The sequence below is a fragment of the Ruegeria denitrificans genome, from assembly GCF_001458295.1.
GTDB lineage: Bacteria > Pseudomonadota > Alphaproteobacteria > Rhodobacterales > Rhodobacteraceae > Ruegeria > Ruegeria denitrificans.
In genome coordinates, this window is sequence record NZ_CYUD01000001.1 from 136112 (window position 1) to 152220 (window position 16109).

General features: G+C 55.0%; 17 protein-coding genes. 15 read left to right on the forward strand and 2 right to left on the reverse strand.

What is annotated here, in order from left to right; genetic code table 11:
* The 13 genes from RUE5091_RS00570 (at position 1) to RUE5091_RS00630 (ending at position 13278) form a co-directional block, all read left to right on the forward strand.
* Positions 1-1002, forward strand: coding sequence for a PD-(D/E)XK motif protein (locus RUE5091_RS00570; RefSeq protein ID WP_082643508.1), 1002 nt, complete (start codon positions 1-3; stop codon positions 1000-1002).
* Entirely contained in the window at positions 999-2843 is a 1845-nt protein-coding gene (locus RUE5091_RS00575) for a hypothetical protein (RefSeq protein ID WP_207383705.1), read from the forward strand. The genes RUE5091_RS00570 and RUE5091_RS00575 overlap by 4 nt, the downstream gene beginning before the upstream one ends.
* The gene (locus RUE5091_RS00580; RefSeq protein WP_058279944.1) at positions 2840-3751 is read left to right on the forward strand and encodes a hypothetical protein; all 912 of its coding nucleotides are present in this window, start codon (positions 2840-2842) and stop codon (positions 3749-3751) included. The genes RUE5091_RS00575 and RUE5091_RS00580 overlap by 4 nt, the downstream gene beginning before the upstream one ends.
* On the forward strand, positions 3748-4638 hold the full coding sequence (locus RUE5091_RS00585; RefSeq protein WP_058279945.1) for a DUF6339 family protein: 891 nt from the start codon (positions 3748-3750) through the stop codon (positions 4636-4638). The genes RUE5091_RS00580 and RUE5091_RS00585 overlap by 4 nt, the downstream gene beginning before the upstream one ends.
* A gap of 493 nt (positions 4639-5131) precedes the next feature.
* Entirely contained in the window at positions 5132-6358 is a 1227-nt protein-coding gene (dcm, locus tag RUE5091_RS00590; RefSeq protein ID WP_058279946.1) for a DNA (cytosine-5-)-methyltransferase, read from the forward strand.
* Positions 6359-6389: 31 nt separating this feature from the next.
* Positions 6390-6833: a very short patch repair endonuclease gene (locus tag RUE5091_RS00595; RefSeq protein ID WP_243470690.1), complete on the forward strand. Its 444-nt coding sequence runs from the start codon at positions 6390-6392 to the stop codon at positions 6831-6833.
* The gene (locus tag RUE5091_RS00600) at positions 6830-8080 is read left to right on the forward strand and encodes a type II restriction endonuclease (protein ID WP_058279947.1); all 1251 of its coding nucleotides are present in this window, start codon (positions 6830-6832) and stop codon (positions 8078-8080) included. The genes RUE5091_RS00595 and RUE5091_RS00600 overlap by 4 nt, the downstream gene beginning before the upstream one ends.
* A gap of 271 nt (positions 8081-8351) precedes the next feature.
* Entirely contained in the window at positions 8352-8987 is a 636-nt protein-coding gene (locus RUE5091_RS00605) for a class I SAM-dependent DNA methyltransferase (RefSeq protein WP_058279948.1), read from the forward strand.
* 156 nt (positions 8988-9143) lie between these two features.
* On the forward strand, positions 9144-9965 hold the full coding sequence (locus RUE5091_RS00610) for a methyltransferase domain-containing protein (RefSeq protein ID WP_058279949.1): 822 nt from the start codon (positions 9144-9146) through the stop codon (positions 9963-9965).
* Positions 9966-10233: 268 nt separating this feature from the next.
* Complete coding sequence (locus RUE5091_RS00615) at positions 10234-10644, forward strand: hypothetical protein (protein ID WP_058279950.1); 411 nt, start codon at positions 10234-10236, stop codon at positions 10642-10644.
* Positions 10645-10976: 332 nt separating this feature from the next.
* Positions 10977-11240, forward strand: coding sequence for a DUF3489 domain-containing protein (locus RUE5091_RS00620; protein ID WP_058279951.1), 264 nt, complete (start codon positions 10977-10979; stop codon positions 11238-11240).
* The gene (locus RUE5091_RS00625; protein WP_082643509.1) at positions 11237-11650 is read left to right on the forward strand and encodes a DUF2924 domain-containing protein; all 414 of its coding nucleotides are present in this window, start codon (positions 11237-11239) and stop codon (positions 11648-11650) included. Before RUE5091_RS00620 ends, RUE5091_RS00625 begins: the two co-directional genes overlap by 4 nt.
* Positions 11650-13278, forward strand: coding sequence for a recombinase family protein (locus tag RUE5091_RS00630; protein ID WP_058279952.1), 1629 nt, complete (start codon positions 11650-11652; stop codon positions 13276-13278). The genes RUE5091_RS00625 and RUE5091_RS00630 overlap by 1 nt, the downstream gene beginning before the upstream one ends.
* 330 nt (positions 13279-13608) lie before the next feature.
* Here RUE5091_RS00630 and RUE5091_RS00635 read toward each other — a convergent pair whose 3' ends face one another.
* Both RUE5091_RS00635 and RUE5091_RS00640 read right to left on the reverse strand, forming a co-directional pair.
* Entirely contained in the window at positions 13609-14736 is a 1128-nt protein-coding gene (locus RUE5091_RS00635) for a tyrosine-type recombinase/integrase (protein ID WP_058279953.1), read from the reverse strand.
* Positions 14736-15290 carry a hypothetical protein gene (locus RUE5091_RS00640; protein ID WP_058279954.1) on the reverse strand — a complete coding sequence of 185 codons (555 nt, stop codon included), beginning with the start codon at positions 15288-15290 and terminating at the stop codon, positions 14736-14738. Before RUE5091_RS00640 ends, RUE5091_RS00635 begins: the two co-directional genes overlap by 1 nt.
* A 108-nt stretch (positions 15291-15398) precedes the next feature.
* Here RUE5091_RS00640 and RUE5091_RS23010 point away from each other — a divergent pair, with 108 nt between their 5' ends.
* Both RUE5091_RS23010 and RUE5091_RS00645 read left to right on the forward strand, forming a co-directional pair.
* Positions 15399-15605 (forward strand): MerR family transcriptional regulator, encoded by a 207-nt coding sequence (locus tag RUE5091_RS23010; protein WP_131726254.1) that lies wholly within the window; start codon positions 15399-15401, stop codon positions 15603-15605.
* Positions 15602-15868, forward strand: coding sequence for a hypothetical protein (locus RUE5091_RS00645; RefSeq protein ID WP_058279955.1), 267 nt, complete (start codon positions 15602-15604; stop codon positions 15866-15868). The genes RUE5091_RS23010 and RUE5091_RS00645 overlap by 4 nt, the downstream gene beginning before the upstream one ends.
* The last annotated feature ends 241 nt before the right edge of the window (positions 15869-16109 follow it).

Below are 16109 nucleotides of genomic sequence, written 5' to 3' on the forward strand. Positions count from 1 at the left end.
ATGGCGGGTTCACGTAATCATTGGCAGTTCCTACGCAGCGGTGGCGACGAGCCGACGGGACTGGAAATTCCCACACGCATAATTGAAGTCAGAACTTCACATGGGCCTCTCAGAATGGCGCTAGGATCGAGCGGTGAATTGCGGTTTCTACTTCCTGTTGGCATGCAGACCAGAGTTCCGAAGATCCCGGTTGGACCCAATGTCGCTATCAGCGATGTAATCTATTCTCTCGGAAAGGAGCGTCTGCGGTTCATTGATATCACTTGTGGAGCCGCCGAACTTGAGAGTGTTTTTGCAGATGTAGTTGATCAGATCGTTGAACGTATCGCGGATGGTCAGGCTGCCCTCGAGGCAGCAAGCTCTACGTTCGCTGAGTTTCGTAACCTCCTCCTTTCAAAACCCGTATCATCTCGGCCTAGGACCGAGGTGGTGGGCCTTGTTGGCGAACTTTTGGTTTTGACGAGGCTACTTAAAAGGAACAACGATGCATGGCGATCGTGGTCAGGCGCTGACCGCGACCGACATGACTTCCGGGCGGGGGATTATTCCATAGAAATCAAATCTACTTCTCGTTCCGGAAATATGCAGGTGACGATTCATTCCGAACATCAGCTGAGTACGCCAAACAACGGGGCTCTTCAGCTCTTCCACTTTACCTTTGAGGCTGTGTCCGGGGGGGAATATACTGTTGAGCGTCTTGCAGACGAAGCGCTACACGCATCGAGCGACCCGCAAGCCTTTCTTGATAGGTTGAAAGCGTGCGGTTGTGAAGCACCTGACAGTCCTGAGTGGAATGAGGACGCCTTTCGGCTTGATGCCGAAAGTGCATTCAGGGTTGAAGGCGATTTCCCTCGGATTACACCAAAGTCTTTCCAATTTGGAATGCGCCCTAGCGGTGTCAAATCCATCCAGTACGATCTCGATCTTTCAACAGCTTTGGGTTTCCTTGCTACGTTGGAACAGAAAAATAGTCACGAAGACCTTCTTTTGGGATGCCTATGACGAGACTCTCCCTTCATTCGGAGCCATATGGCCGTACAGGTAATATTGGCGCAAACGTTCGTAAACTGCTTGGCGCGCCACACCTGGATCCGTTTCAGATGATGATCCGTGAGACACTGCAGAATTGCTGCGACGCTGCAAAGCTGGGTAAGGGGCCAGAAGTTTTCATTCGACTGCGTCGGCTTGGGCCGATTGCAGCGAATGCAATGCGCGAACGAATCTTATTTGATCTACCCAAAGAACCGAATTCTCAGGTTCTGCTTCGTGAGTTCTTGGCGGCTGATGCTCCGGTGGTTCTGGAGATTTCGGATGTGAACACAACTGGTCTTGCCGGTCCGACACGTGCCGACCGTATTCCGGTGGACACGAAGTTTACCGATTTCATCGACTTCCTGAGAAACATAGGTACACCTCGAGACACAGAGCATGGTGGCGGTACTTATGGCTTCGGAAAGATGTCACTCTACGGAGCGAGCCGATGCCAAACGATCCTTGTTGACACCTTGGCAATCGAAGATGGCCCGCCAGTTCGGAGGCTGATGGGTTGTCACGTCGGAAGCTCTTTTGATATTCGCGAAGACGGTATGATGCTGCGTTATACTGGTCGTCATTGGTGGGGTATCCCTAGTGACGATGGGGAAACCGTTGAACCCTTAGCGGGCGTAGACGCCGAGCAACTTGCCTACGACCTCGGTTTCTTGGGGCGCGACCCACTTCAGACCGGCACTTCGATCATGGTTCTTGACTTTGACACAGGTGGGAAAAGTCTCAAGGCGTTCGGTGGCGAAATTGCGGAGACGGTGCTCTGGAACTTCTGGCCCCGAATGATGGAAGATACGCCCGCCGGTCGTCGGCTTACCGTACATGTCGAAATCGACGGCGAAACAATAGAGCTCCCAAAACCCGAAAACTTTCCACCTCTTGATCTATTTTGTGGAGCTATGCGGAGAGCGCGCGAAATAGAAAAGGAGCCATCCGCTGAAGTTTTCTGCATGAACCCTCGCAAGAAACTTGGGCGCCTTATTGTGGAACGTGGACTTTGCGCCCCTCGAATGCGCCTTGTCGATGAAGATAGCCTTTTGCCGGCAAATTGCTCGCACATTGCAGTAATGAGGCCGGCGGAACTTGTCGTACGTTACTTCAAAGGAGACGCATTCCCAGACCAGCGACTAGAGTGGGCCGGAGTTTTTGTTTCCGACACAGACAAGGAAGTTGAGCGCGCCTTCGCTCACTCCGAACCTCCCGCGCACGACGATTGGGTTCCGGAGAACCTTCAGGAGCGAAACGCTAAACGCTATGTAAATGTCGCGCTGCGCGAAATTAAACGGATGGCTAAGGAAGTGGCAGCTGTCGGAGAAAGCGGCCTTTCGGGAGCGAAAGCGTCTCCGCCTTTGGCACGTATCTCAGGAATTCTTGGCTCAGCCCTTGTAGGTGTAAACACCGGCGCCGCACGAAGAACAAAGAAGGTAAACTCCGTTACGCGGGGGGGGCGTCCGCAACGCGCGCGTGCTCTTCCAGCAACTTTTATCGAACTGCGTTCGGACAATGGCGGTGCGATTGCGATTTTCCATACTGAAGTCTTGCAGGATGCAGGGCGGAGTGGCGCTGTTCTTCGCGGAGTGGCTGGTGTCTTGGTCGACGGCAACTCCACCACTTTTTCCAGTGGTCTAAACGACCAACCCGAAGTAATCAAAATCCGCAGGCTTGAGGGAGATATGACTAGTGTGGGAAGTGAGCTGCGCATAGACGGAGCAGACGGCACATTTGAGGTGCTCGTCAGGGTTCCCAAAAGTTGTGCAGCAACTCTGGATGTCTCCATTCTTGAGGAGGACACCAAGTGACAGCGAGAGCAGCATTTCCATTTCTGAGGCTTAACAACGATATTGTTAGGGCATCCGATTGGTTCGCGATCCTTGATGGCAGCACCGCTTTCCCTGCTGGTGAGTTCATCCCGGATTGGGATTACGCCTCTTCGCTTTTGGTAGAGAGGAATGTCGATCTAGACATGGCAGCGGCATCAGAGAATCTCGAGGTTCCATATTCCGATCTCGATCTGAAGATTTGCGTTGAGATAGGAAGCGGCTCTGGGCGGCTACCCCGCCTGATTCACCACAGAGAAGAGATCAGAGTTCCTGAGGGGGTTACCTCCATTCCAATCAGTGTAAAACTCAACAGTAAGGAACTGTCTTCAGCTGTATTTCTGAAAACGAGTCTGGTGCTGGGATCTGACCCTGCTCGTCACGGCGCGATTAGCCCTCAGAAAGCTGGATTGCAGGTCTGGTCTGATTTCCATCGGACCCGGATCGAAGGCGCAGAGTCGAGGTTCCCGATTGAAGTTGCTAGCTTCCGCGAAATGTTTGGGAGTACTCCAGAAGCCAACAGTCTCTGGCACCTCCATTGGACACCCGGTGAATGGGAACGAGAGTTTCATGGAGCTGTACGGTTGTATCTCAACTCCGATTTTGAGGATTTCGTTTTGAGGATAAAGCAGGGTGATCGAGTAGTTCTACAGATGCTCCTCGGCGACGTGGTTAGTCAGATCACTGAAACCCTTTTGCGGGAGGATGAGGCAGAAGTGGTTCTTGCGTCTGCTCAGGAAGGGAGCGTGGCGGCTCAAGTGGATGTTTGGTTGAAAACGGCATTTGGGAATTCTTCGTTCAGTGTCGCAAAATCCATGCTGGAATCCCGCGTCGGCAATTTCAGGAGCGCGCTTCTATCTGTGGTTGAATTGCCGGAGGAGGTGCAATGAGCGTTTTTCTATTTCCGCGGCTTTCACCCCTTGCTGTTGAAAAAATCCTGGCCGAGGCAGGCGAAAACAGCCATCCGACACCGACAACCGATACCACTCATCCCATTCATCCTCTGGCAACTTTTGGCGCATCTGGCGGATCGCGGGTGTCCAGAACTATTCTCATTCAGATACGTGAACGGTTACTTGATATAGCAAAGGCCAAGGGATATCCGGACCCAGACGCCGGACGTACGGCGAGGTCGGGTTTTGATCTGGAAGTATCTGCTGCTCTGGCTACAACCGATGCACTAAACTCAGGCGAAGCCCTTCGTGACGAAGTCTGGGCTTACATTGCGACAGTTTTGTTACCGGACGTTACTTACTGGCGATTTGGGAACGCCAAAGATCGCTTTCGTGGTGGCATCAGAAATGCCTTTCAGAGGCTATGGCTAAGAGGTCGCTGCCTCGACAGGGGAGCCGCTGCTGAAGACCGATGGGGGCTCATCAGAGACCTGACTGAAGATGCTTTAGTTCAGATCTTCGAGCGGCCAGGTTTGTCAGCTGATCCGGATCTTGCCCAAGCCGTCGCGGAAGCTTGGGTCCGCGCCGCGAAGAAATATCGGTCGGGTCTAATGGAAGAAATAATGCGGAATACGGCGGTCCCAATCCTTGCGATGAAGGAGATACGATCGCTCACCAGCCTCAACAAGAATGATCGAATCACTCTACTTGATGAAATCTTTCAGGGTGCGGCTGATTCATTGGTCACCACGGAAGAGCCGGTTGTATTGAAAAAAACAGAGAGCGCACCCAAAAACCTCGCCGAGCATACACAACCGCTAATTAAGTCACGCAAACAAGGATTGCGTAGTCTCTTTGCTCGCGCGCTTTCACAAACTGACTAAGCAACCCGCTCTAGATGCAATCGCTGAAGACGCGCTTTACATGCGACAACGTATATTGGGACTTCTGGAGAAGCTGGGCGTTGAGACCCGTCGACTGGGTGTCGACGGCGATGGATAATGGGCTCAAGTGTTCTTGAACAACGACTGGGATAGGCTGCTGTCCAGAAGCGTCTCCGAGGATCTGACGTGTTAAGCACTGAATTGTACAGGATTGCTCGCGGCCTTGTATTGAAATGCTCAAAATGCGCCCGTCGCATATAAACGCACTTCGCGCGATCATGTTCTGCGGTTTGCTTTCAACTCCGAGACACCGAACAATTTAGTGACCTGAAACAACGGATTTTGAGTGCACTGGGGGTTCTCGTTTTGTCCGGCGGGGTTTCCTGGATGCGGTATGGGCTAACAAAAAATCCACCAGATGTGCGCAGATTGTTCTTGTCGAATGGGCAGTCCCCAGCCATAGTGTCAGAAAAATTCCCAGGGCGGAGCAGTTATGACCGACTTTGAAATCCTTCTGCGGAAGGCGGGGTATTCTGTACCCGAGGCAGCGAAACACCTCGATTATTCCGAAGGGCATATCTACCGCTGGATCCGCGGCGAAGAACAGCCACGAGATGGCATTGTCCGGCTCTTGAAACTTGAGATTGAACAGCGCCGTCCGGTCGATAGTGGAGCCATGTTTTCGTTTATCGATCTGTTTGCCGGGATCGGTGGATTGCGAAAGGCTATGGAAGGGGCCGGTGGGCGCTGCGTATTCACGTCTGAATGGGATCGTTTTGCGCAACAGACCTATCTCGCCAACTTTGCCGACAACCGGCCGATCGCCGGGGATATCCGCGAAGTCGACGCAAGCGCGATACCTGCGCACGATGTGCTTGTTGCCGGCTTCCCGTGTCAGCCGTTTTCAATCGCGGGTGTATCGAAGAAGAATGCGCTGGGGCGTCTGCACGGGTTTGACGACGAGACCCAGGGCACTCTGTTCTTCGATGTCCTGCGCATTCTGAAGTATCACCGGCCAGCAGCTTTCCTTCTGGAGAATGTCAAAAACCTGAAGAGCCATGACCGCGGCCGGACCTTTGAGGTCATCAAGCGCAAGCTCGAAGATGAATTAGGCTATTCAATCCGTACCCGGATCATAGATGCGGCCCATTTTGTTCCCCAGCATCGGGAGCGGATTGTGATTGTCGGGTTCCGGGAAGAGGTGCCGTTCGACTTCGACGAGATTGATCTGCCTGCGCGGGGCCATCGGGTGATGAAAGACATCCTTCATCCGGAGAACGGCCTGGAAGACCCTGAGGCCCATTACACGATCGGGGACGATGCCGTTGTCAGCGAGAAATACACGCTCTCGGACAAGCTCTGGCGCTATCTTCAGGATTACGCTGCCAAGCATCGGGCTAAGGGAAACGGTTTCGGGTTTGGGCTAGTTGACGGGAACAGCATCGCCCGGACCTTGTCTGCCAGATATTACAAGGATGGCTCTGAAATCCTAGTAAGTCGGGGCGACGGCGAGAACCCCCGGCGGCTGACGCCGCGCGAATGCGCGAGGCTGATGGGCTACGAGGAGGATTTCCGGATCCCGGTGTCCGATACGCAGGCCTACAAGCAGTTTGGAAACTCAGTCGCCGTGCCAGTATTCGCAGAGGTTGCGCAGATCATGCGACCGCATATTCTGTCTCTGACTGAAAGCGATGCGGAGTCCGTTCTCAGAGTTGGTTGATGTACACGACAAGGCCACGCGCAGCCGGAACATGGCAGCGATACGTGGCGCCGATACAAAACCAGAGATGCTGATCCGCCGCGGGCTCCATGCCCGCGGTTTCCGCTTCCGGCTGCATGATCGCAAACTGCCGGGGCGCCCGGACCTGATCTTTCCTAAGCATCATGCTGTGCTCTTTGTCCATGGTTGCTTCTGGCACGGCCACGGCTGCCACCTCTTCAAGTGGCCCAGCACTCGGGAAGATTTCTGGCGCGAAAAGATCGGGGCCAATGTTGCTCGGGATGCAGCAAATAAAGAGGCGCTGCACCATGCCGGTTGGCGGGTGGGGGTTGTATGGGAATGCGCCCTCAGAGGACGCCAGAGACAACCGCTGAGCGATGTTCTGAGTGCGATCACCGATTGGCTTATCTCGCGAGATGGCGACCTCAGTCTGAAGGATTTGACCGAAGGTGAGCGAATGGCGGTGCCCTCATGAAATTCGGTGTTCTGGCAGATCTGTTTGAGGGCGCCGGGGCCAAGGTGCTGACCGAGGTCGAGATTAACCGTCAGCGCTCAAATCAACATGAGTTTCAAGGCGTCAGCGGCTTCCGGGCCTTTCTGGGTACGCCGGCCGAAAAGCAGACTTTCCCGGCGGTCTTCTACTGGCTGGAAGATGATGAGGACGCCGAACTCATCCAACTGAAATCTTTTTGCACGTGGAGCGACGTCCGTCGCGGCCAGGCAGGCCGGAGCCCTGAATACCACCTTTACTATGCCGCGGAATCCGAGCCCGTTGTGCATCGGGCCCGCGTCGGCGACCAGGTTGTGATTGCCCGAACAAAGGACGGCAGCCTGATGGTACTCCTGACACCTGAGGGGTCAACGATCGGCCAGCAGCTTTTGTGGCTGTTTGGGCTGGATCTTTTCGGGGGAAGATCTGTCGCGCGCCGCCTTGATCGCGACGATGCGGCCGAACTTGGCTTCGCAGCGCGAAGCGTTCTGGCGGATCTGGGTATTGAGACAGAAGAACCGGAGCCAGATGCCTTTGATGTGTTGATTGAGAAGTTCGGGCGGGCGTTTCCAGGCACTGTTTCGCTGTCTGTGTTCGCCCGGGAAACGCTGACAGAGGTCGATCCGCTGGGCGATCCTGACGGTGCACTTGTTGCCTGGATGGAGCACGAGGAGGCGCTGTTCCGGCATCTGGAGCGAGAGATAGTCTCGGATCGGCTGAAGGCCGGTTTCATGGAGCAGGGTTCGGCGGACGTGGATGGGTTCCTGAGCTTCTCGCTAAGTGTTCAGAACCGCCGCAAGTCGCGGGCTGGCTATGCCTTCGGCCACCATGTTGAGGCCATTCTGCACGCCCACGGGGTTAGCTACACGCGCGAAGCCACGACCGAGAAGCGGAACGCTGCCGACTTCCTGTTTCCAGGCGAAGACGAATACGCCGATCGCCGGTACCCGGATGACCAGCTTGCTATGCTCGCGGTGAAAACAAGCTGCAAAGACCGCTGGCGGCAGGTCCTGGCAGAGGCGGACCGGATCAGAACGAAACATCTGCTTACTCTTGAGCCAGCGATATCGAAGATCCAGACGGCCGAAATGCAGGGCCAGGGCCTGCAGCTTGTGCTTCCCGCGTCACTGCACAGCACCTATCAGGCGGATCAGCGTGCATGGCTCATAGGCGTGGGGGATTTTCTCGGGGCGGTCCGCGACCTTCGCGGGCGCCAGAGGCTGCTCATCTGAAAACTCCAAATTTTTTCAGAAGGCAGGGCAGTTATGTCCGCTGAGCGGAACTTCCGGTAGTTTTCCGGAATGGCCACTTTCGACAGAAGCAGACATTCAAACCGACAGCAACGGGCCGGCGCAAATCAATGACTGCTTTTACCAAAACCAGACGTTTGCCAAAAACGGGTCAAGGACTGCTAAGCGGACAAAACAGACGCTAGCTTAAGGCCGCTTCCGCTTAATCAATGAACAGGCTAGGTTGCTACCCACGACGAGATAGGTGAGATGAATGCCCGACCGAGAAGCCAGCAACAACTTGTCGTCTGCTTTTGCCGTTCGCGGCAATGATGCTCTTGAATCCCAGTATGACGAATGGGCCGAAACATACGATGCTGACAACGCGGCAATGGGATTCCGACTGCCTGTTCTTGCTACGGCGTTTTTTGCAAGGTGGGTTCCAACCGGCGGCAAAGCTCTTGATGCGGGTTGCGGAACTGGTTTGGCTTCGGAGAACCTTCATATTCTTGGTTACCGCGATCTAGTGGGAATCGATCTGTCGAACGCAATGCTTAACAAAGCGCGCGAAACAGGCGTTTTCTCCGAGTTGTACCGAATGGTGATGGGCGAGGCACTTGATTTCGCGTCCGACACCTTTTCTGGGGCCATCGTTACTGGCGTATTCACCGAAGGACATGCTCCGCATTCCAGCTTTGATGAATTAATCCGCGTCGTGAGGCGGGGTGGCCATATCGTCTTCAACGTTCGTGACGACATATATGAGCATCACGGCTTTCGTGAGAAAATGGATAGGCTTGAGTCCGATGGGCTCTGGAAGCTTTCTGAGAAGAGCGAAGCTTTCAGACCGTTTACGATCAGCGAACCTCACGTGATTGCCCGAATATTCGCTTATGAAGTCACTTCGTGAGTGCTCGACCTTGGGCGACGCACATTCTGATCGGTATGCGTTCGTCTATTCTCGTCAATGTCTTTGCTGCACTAGGATCAGTCGCGCCTTAACGGAAGATTAGATTTTGAGTTTTTCTGATGTTAGCGTCTCCCTCGATGGCGACTGGAGATTGAAATGGAAAATTTTGCTGAGTTCGGCAAGGCCGAGTTAAAGGGCTGGTCAGAGCCACAAACGGCAAAAGCCTATGCAGAGGGGTTTGCCTCGGCGGCAGAACAATGCGTCGCTGACATTGTGGAAACCTCACTTGTAACGAACGGTTCCGTTGCGCTTGATGTTTGTTGTGGCCAGGGAATTGTTGCGAAGGGGCTCGCAACTGCCGGGGCTGAAGTTATCGGTTTAGATTTCTCTCCAGCGATGCTCGAAATTGCACGTCGGGAAGTGCCGATGGTGGATTTTGTAGAAGGTGATGCAACCACTTTGCCTTTCGCAGACAATTCGTTCGATGCTGTCACAATGGGGTTCGGCATTCTTCACATCCCAAATGCCGAAGCCGCAATAAAGGAGGCGAAACGAGTACTGAAACCAGGTGGCCGCTTTGTTTACTCAGTATGGGAATCTCCTGAGACATCAGCCGCATTCCGAATAGTTTTTGGAGCCATTGAAAGATTTGGGAGTAAAGACGTTTCTTTGCCTCCTGGGCCACCTCTTCATGCTTTCGCAAACCCTGAATACGCATATCCGATTTTGATTGCAGCCGGATTTACTGAACCTCATATGCGATCTTCAAGTAGCGTTTGGGAAGTTTCAGACCCCGCCACTCCCTTTGACTATTTTCACGACGGCACCGTAAGAGGTGCGCTTTTGCTTAGATCACAGCCTGCCGAAAATGCTTCTGCGATTAGGGCTGCGATAGCCAAGGCTGTTCAGGTGGAATTTGGTTCAGTCGCTCCCTGGAGAGTGCCAATTCCTGCTGCCATAGTTTCAGCTACGGCGTAATTTAATCAAATAAGTGTTCTGCGGACAGCAACGGGGTGGGTTAAGCTTATATTTGGGCTTGTGATGTCCGCTTTGGGCTCGGTGCGGTCATTCGCTGAAATGCCGCGAGCGACCGCAATGCGGACTTAGCAGACACTGGAATTTAGAAGACAACCTCTGGATATGAACCAACACAGCCAGTTAAACAACTCGCGCAATACAGCTTTGAACAATGGGAAAAACGCACATTGTGCCCTAAGAAACTGCCCTTATCCGGCACAAAGATCAAGTGCATGACGGCCAGCACGACCCGATCATTGATCCCGACCGATGGGATGCGGTTCAGCTCAGGCTGCAAGGGATGGCCTCCCGGATACGCTTGAAAAAGACGCCGCGCCACGTGTCGCTACTTTGCGGGAAAATCTTTGATGAAACCGGAGACCGGCTGACGCCATCGCATTCTAAAACGAAGAAGGGCACCCGTTTGCGCTACTACGTCTCGCACCGGCTGATCGCGCGCAGCGGCGAGGAGAACCTCGATGGCTGGCGCTTGCCGGCGGACCAGCTTGAGGCACAGATCGGCACTCTTGCGCGCAGCCATCTTGCTAACCCTACATTTGCAGGGTGTCTCTGCCTACAGTCCGACGCCAGTGAGATCGCCTGCGTTCGAAGCAATGCGAACTGCGAATGCAGCATTTGAAAACAGTCCTCAAGGGCAGCTCTGGGACCTTACTAACCATAACAAATGGCGGCAAAACGTGGTTCACGCCCGTTCGTGCGTCGCGCAGAATCGGTCAAGATGGGCTCGATGCAGTCATCTGAGTCTTTCCGTCAGATGACCGCTTGTGGTCGGAAAGTGGGCACGGAAGCCATTACCCACTGATCTAAAAAAGTTCGGGCTTTCTCCTTGAATGGACTGGACTTCACGACGGTTCAGAGCGGTACTGTCTGTGTCGAACATGCCCGGGATCACTGGGCTCCACTCAGTACAGGGCGAGGAATAAACCTTTGCCCTCAGAGTGGAGAAACACGATGACAACACCAATTGCGGCAACCCAAAATTCGGACAGAAACACGAAGGTTGCCAAAAAGCCGACCCGCCAAAAGCAGCTGTACAAAATGCTGACGCGGAAGTCCGGCGTCACAATCGCACAACTTCAACAGACCTTCGGCTGGCAACCGCATACGGCTCGGGCGGCGATATCCGCGCAGCGCAAAGCAGGACGTGTGGTCGACAGGGCGGAGACCGACAAGGGATCGATCTACCGAATTGTCGAAATGCAGGGCAACCAATGAAAGCGGAGCAAAACGAAGATGTTTCGATCCAAATATCAGAGATCGAAGCCCTTGATCGCGCAGCGTGCCTCGACCGATGGCGAGAAACCTTCGGGCGCTCACCACCGAAGTATCTTTCGCCACAGTTCATGAAGCGGGTGCTAATCTGGGAAACGCAGAACAGGGCGCTGGGCGGTGTGTCTGTTAAAACCACCCGGCGACTGAAGCAGATTGCAGCTGGGAAAACGTTGACCACGACCGCCAAGCCCGGTTCTCAGCTTGTTCGAGAATGGAACGGGCGGACTTACCAGGTCGAGGTCGTTGAGGGTGGGTACGTCATGGACGGTAAAACCTGGCGTTCGCTGTCAGCCATCGCCCAGTATATCACCGGCGCCCATTGGTCCGGCCCGCGCTTCTTCGGGGTCCAGTGATGCGCAGGGTCCGCTGTGCGATCTATACCCGCAAGAGCTCGGAAGAAGGGCTTGAGCAAGACTTCAACTCTCTGGATGCGCAAAGAGAGGCCTGCGAAGCCTACATCGCTAGCCAGAAGCATGAAGGATGGGAGCTGCTCCCGGATCGCTACGACGATGGCGGGATCTCCGGCGGACATCTCGAGCGCCCCGCCTTGCAGGGGTTGATGCAAGCCGTGGATGACAAACGCGTCGATCAGATCGTGGTCTATAAGATCGACCGGTTGACCCGCTCACTGGCGGACTTCGCAAAGCTTGTGGAACGGTTGGATCAAGCCGAAGCGTCGTTTGTGTCGGTCACGCAAAGCTTCAATACAGCGACCAGCATGGGACGGCTCACATTGAATGTTCTGCTCAGCTTTGCGCAATTTGAGCGAGAGGTCACGGCTGAGCGCATCCGCGACAAAATAGCTGCTTCTAAGCGCAAGGGGCTTTGGATGGGAGGCAACGTCCCTTTAGGCTATCAGGCAGGTGGCCGGACGCTGAAGATTGAGCCGGAGGAAGCGGCGACTGTTAAAGCACTCTATGATCTCTATCTTGAGCATGGCCTCATCCGCGTTGTGAAAGAGTGCGCAGACGCGATGGACCTCAGATCTCGGCGGCGCGTGCGTGGGGAAGGGCTGGTGTCTGGCGGTATTCATATTGATCGCGGGCATATCCATCATATTCTGAGCAACCCGATTTATGCCGGGCGGATTCGTCACAAAGGCCAAGTTTATGACGGTCAGCATCCTGCGATCATCGCGCCTGACGTCTGGGACCGGGTTCAGCAGATGCTGCAAGACGGGGCCGCAAAATCGCGAGGGGCCAAAAGCAAAGCCCGGCGATCCCTATTGGCTAGCAAGCTGTTCGATGAAACCGGCGACCGCCTGACACCCAGCCACAGCAGGAAGAATGGCACACGCCTGCGGTACTACATCTCCCACCGACTGGTGAAGGGCCGTAGCCAGAAGCATCCAGATGCTTGGCGTCTGCCTGCGGATGAACTGGAAACTTTGATCGCTGACGTCATCAGAAAAAACCTGAGCTGTCCGGATTTTGCTATAGCCCTCCTGCGGGACGTATCTGCTGCAGAGATCCCGGGCATCTCCACGAAATTGCAATCCATTCAAAGTGCGAAACAGTGCCTTGCTCTTGTCGCGCGAGTTGATCTCAAACCAGGCCAGGTGACTGTTCTTCTTGGCCACAGGGAAATAGCCGAGCAGCTTGAGTGCAAACTAGATCGGTTAGACATATCTGCCCTGTGCATCGAAGCTCCGTTCCGGATGCGCCGACGAGGAGTCGAGCTGAAGTTACATCTGGGAGACGCACCCTCGGAGGCGGATCTCACTCTGGTTCAGAACATCGTCAAAGCGCAGCGGTGGATGGCTATGATCAAGAGCGGAAAGACCTTTACCGAAATCGCAAAGACGGAAAGCACATCCAAGCGCCGCGTTCAGGATGTAGTCGATCTGGCGATGCTGGCGCCGGACATTCTCGACTCCATCGCATTAGGCGAACAGCCGGATGGCCTCACGTCTAACTATCTCATCAGGTCAGGCGTCCCGGCTCTCTGGTCTGAGCAACGCGAACGGTTTGCTAAGCTCTGAGCAAAACCTCTCCAAAATCTACCAAACTCGTACCGCCGAATTGGCAAACTGAGATTAAGGGCCGAAATCGGCCGTTTTTACTGCTTATCCCATGTCTATGTCGAAAGTTGCTTGAGCCAAGGTGCGGAAATCACGCAGCAATATCGACGCAAACTCTCGTGAGCTGAAGATTAGTGAGTGGGTGGCTGGGGTGGTAGGATTCGAACCTACGATACACGGTACCAAAAACCGAACGAAGATCCGTTTCTGGTTGTTTTTAAACCATATTTTTTTGACTATACATCCAATGCGCTGGGTGTGTCTGGACACCATGGACACCAATTTGGACACCTAGCCGCGCTTGTTGAGCCAATCGACCGCAGCGTCTCGGTGTTGGGGTAGGGCGTGCGTGTAGACATCCAGCGTCATCTTTGTGCTGGCATGACCCAAGCGGTGCGCGACGACCGCAACCGGAACCTGACCGGCAAGCATTTCTGACGCCATACCATGGCGCCTAGAATAACTGCCCGTTGCGAGCCTGTGTTTGTCCGCCATCCGTTTGATGACCTGCGCGGCCGAATGCACGCCCCAAATCTCGCCGGTCGTGTTCGGGAACACTAACCCGTCTTTAGGCCAGATCCCGTCTGAACCCAGATGCAGTTCCACGTGATGGGCCTGCAAGTTCCGCAGTGTTTCGATGGTGCGATTACCCAGCGCCACGGTCCGGATCGATCCGTCATTCTTTGGCGTGTTTTTGATCCGGTACTTGCCGGAGCTGATGCGCTCCAAGGCGCGCCAGATATGGACGGTGCCGGCATCCAGATCAACCGCGTCCCACATGAGCGCGAGAACTTCGCCGGGCCGGGCGCCAGTATCCGCAATCGTTTCGATATACGCGGCCGCGATGGGCCGATCGGCTGCACGGAACGCATCGGCCAGCGCATAGCTATCGTCCAGCGTGGCGACCTTGACGCGCTTAAGGGTGGCCTTGGGGCGTGTGGCATCCATCCACGGTTCGCCTGAGACGATTTTCCATTTCCGGCCCTGTCGCAGTGCAGTCCGGAGCGTGTCGTAATAGTGGCGCCGCATGAAGGCGCTCACACCTGCTTTTGCCATACTTGCCGTCATGGCATCGATCGCGGCGCCCGAAATGTGCGCGATCGGCGTGTCGCCCAGATAGTTAAGAACCTTGTCGATCCGTTGCTCATGCGTGCGCGCGGTCGTGGTGGACGTGGTGGCCCGGATATGGGGCAGCCAGCGATCCGTTATGAATTTGCGCAGGGTCAAAACCTTTGCAGCCGCTGCGGTCGGTGCGTCGCGCTCTGCGGCTTCCAGACGGTTCGCTTCAGACAGGGCGGCCCGGCGCCCACCTTTGCCATCAAACATGCGGCTACGTTTGGATAGTTTGCCCGTCACTGGATCGGTCACGGTCCAGCGCATCATGAAGGCGCCGGGTTTCTTTTCAACAACTGAGGCCATCAGGCATGTCCTTTTTTCTTGTCACGGAGGTGCTGCATCCGGCAGCGGGTGGAACAGAACGCGGCATCGGACCGGAGTTTGACCATGTGCCGGCCGCAGGTTCCGCACTGGCCAATCTCACGGCCGGCAAGCAGATCCGCATAGGCGGTCGCGTCGAGGTAGGCGCCGAGCGTAGTAGCGCGAATGTCGAGCCCGGCGCAGGTATCGATCACAAGTCGACCGGCGTCCCGGTGATAATCGACAGCACATCTCAGGGCGTCGGTGTCGCGGGACCTGAGACGGTCCAAAGTGTCCTGCCATTCACGCACGGGCTCAGACGACCCGGTTCCATCACCGATCGGCCCAAGGGCGGTAAAAGCGGTCCAGTCGCTTGCGGTCAGCAGGGCGGCCCACAGGTCCGGCAACGGCCGGTCATAGGCAAGACGCTGCGAGAGGGGCGGGAACTGTATCTCGCCGTTTTTGGGGAAGACATGCGATTCTGGCGCGTCAGCTTCTCCCCACGCGATCGCACGGGCTTTCGGGCCAGGCTTCCATCTGGTGTCCAAAAAAATCATGTCTCGTTTCCGTATTTGGCGCACTGAGCGTCTACAACGGTAACAAAGTCGTTGCTGCAATAAAAGTAAAAATGTTACGTATATATATGTAACTAAATGGAGCTAGCGATGACAGATCAAAACCAACCACTTTTCATCAGCATGGCCCAATACGCCCAGCGCATGGGCGTCTCGGAAGGCCTCGTGCGCAAACAGGTCGCGGCCGGTCAGGTCCGCCATATCAAACGCGGCCGACGCACGCTGATCCCGCACGATGAACCTGAGCGCCATTATCAGGAAGCATTGGACAGCCTGAAGATCGGAGGAGCGGTATGACACAAGACCACACCAATAGCCCTAACAGAGACCCTCGTGCAGTGAATCTGGCTTATCGTGCACAAGAAACCGGTGATCAACAGGATATCAGCAAGGCCGCTAATGCTGCCAATGCGGCGCTTTTCGAGGCGTTGGATGCAATAAAGATCTTGATCGACGTAACAGGGTATTCTCGGCTGGAAAATGGTCTGGAGCTCATTATGGATGAAGTAATGCTTCATGGCGCACTCGCGGACCTCGAGGAAGGGATTGCGTATGACTAAAGCCCCAAATTCAGGTGACCTGAGCGAGGCCGCCGCGCAAAGTGGCGGCAATGTCAGGACATGGTGGGTGCGTTGGGAAGCTGGGCCAGACAACTGATCAATGACGTCCAGCAATGTCCCGTGGCGCTATGCAGATACTTGGTAGGGCTTCCTCACTAGTTTCGAACTCAACTGACACTCGGTATTTACCGCCCACGTTCGGGCCGCGCGGGGCAGTGGGGTAATTGTGCCCGAAAGGAAC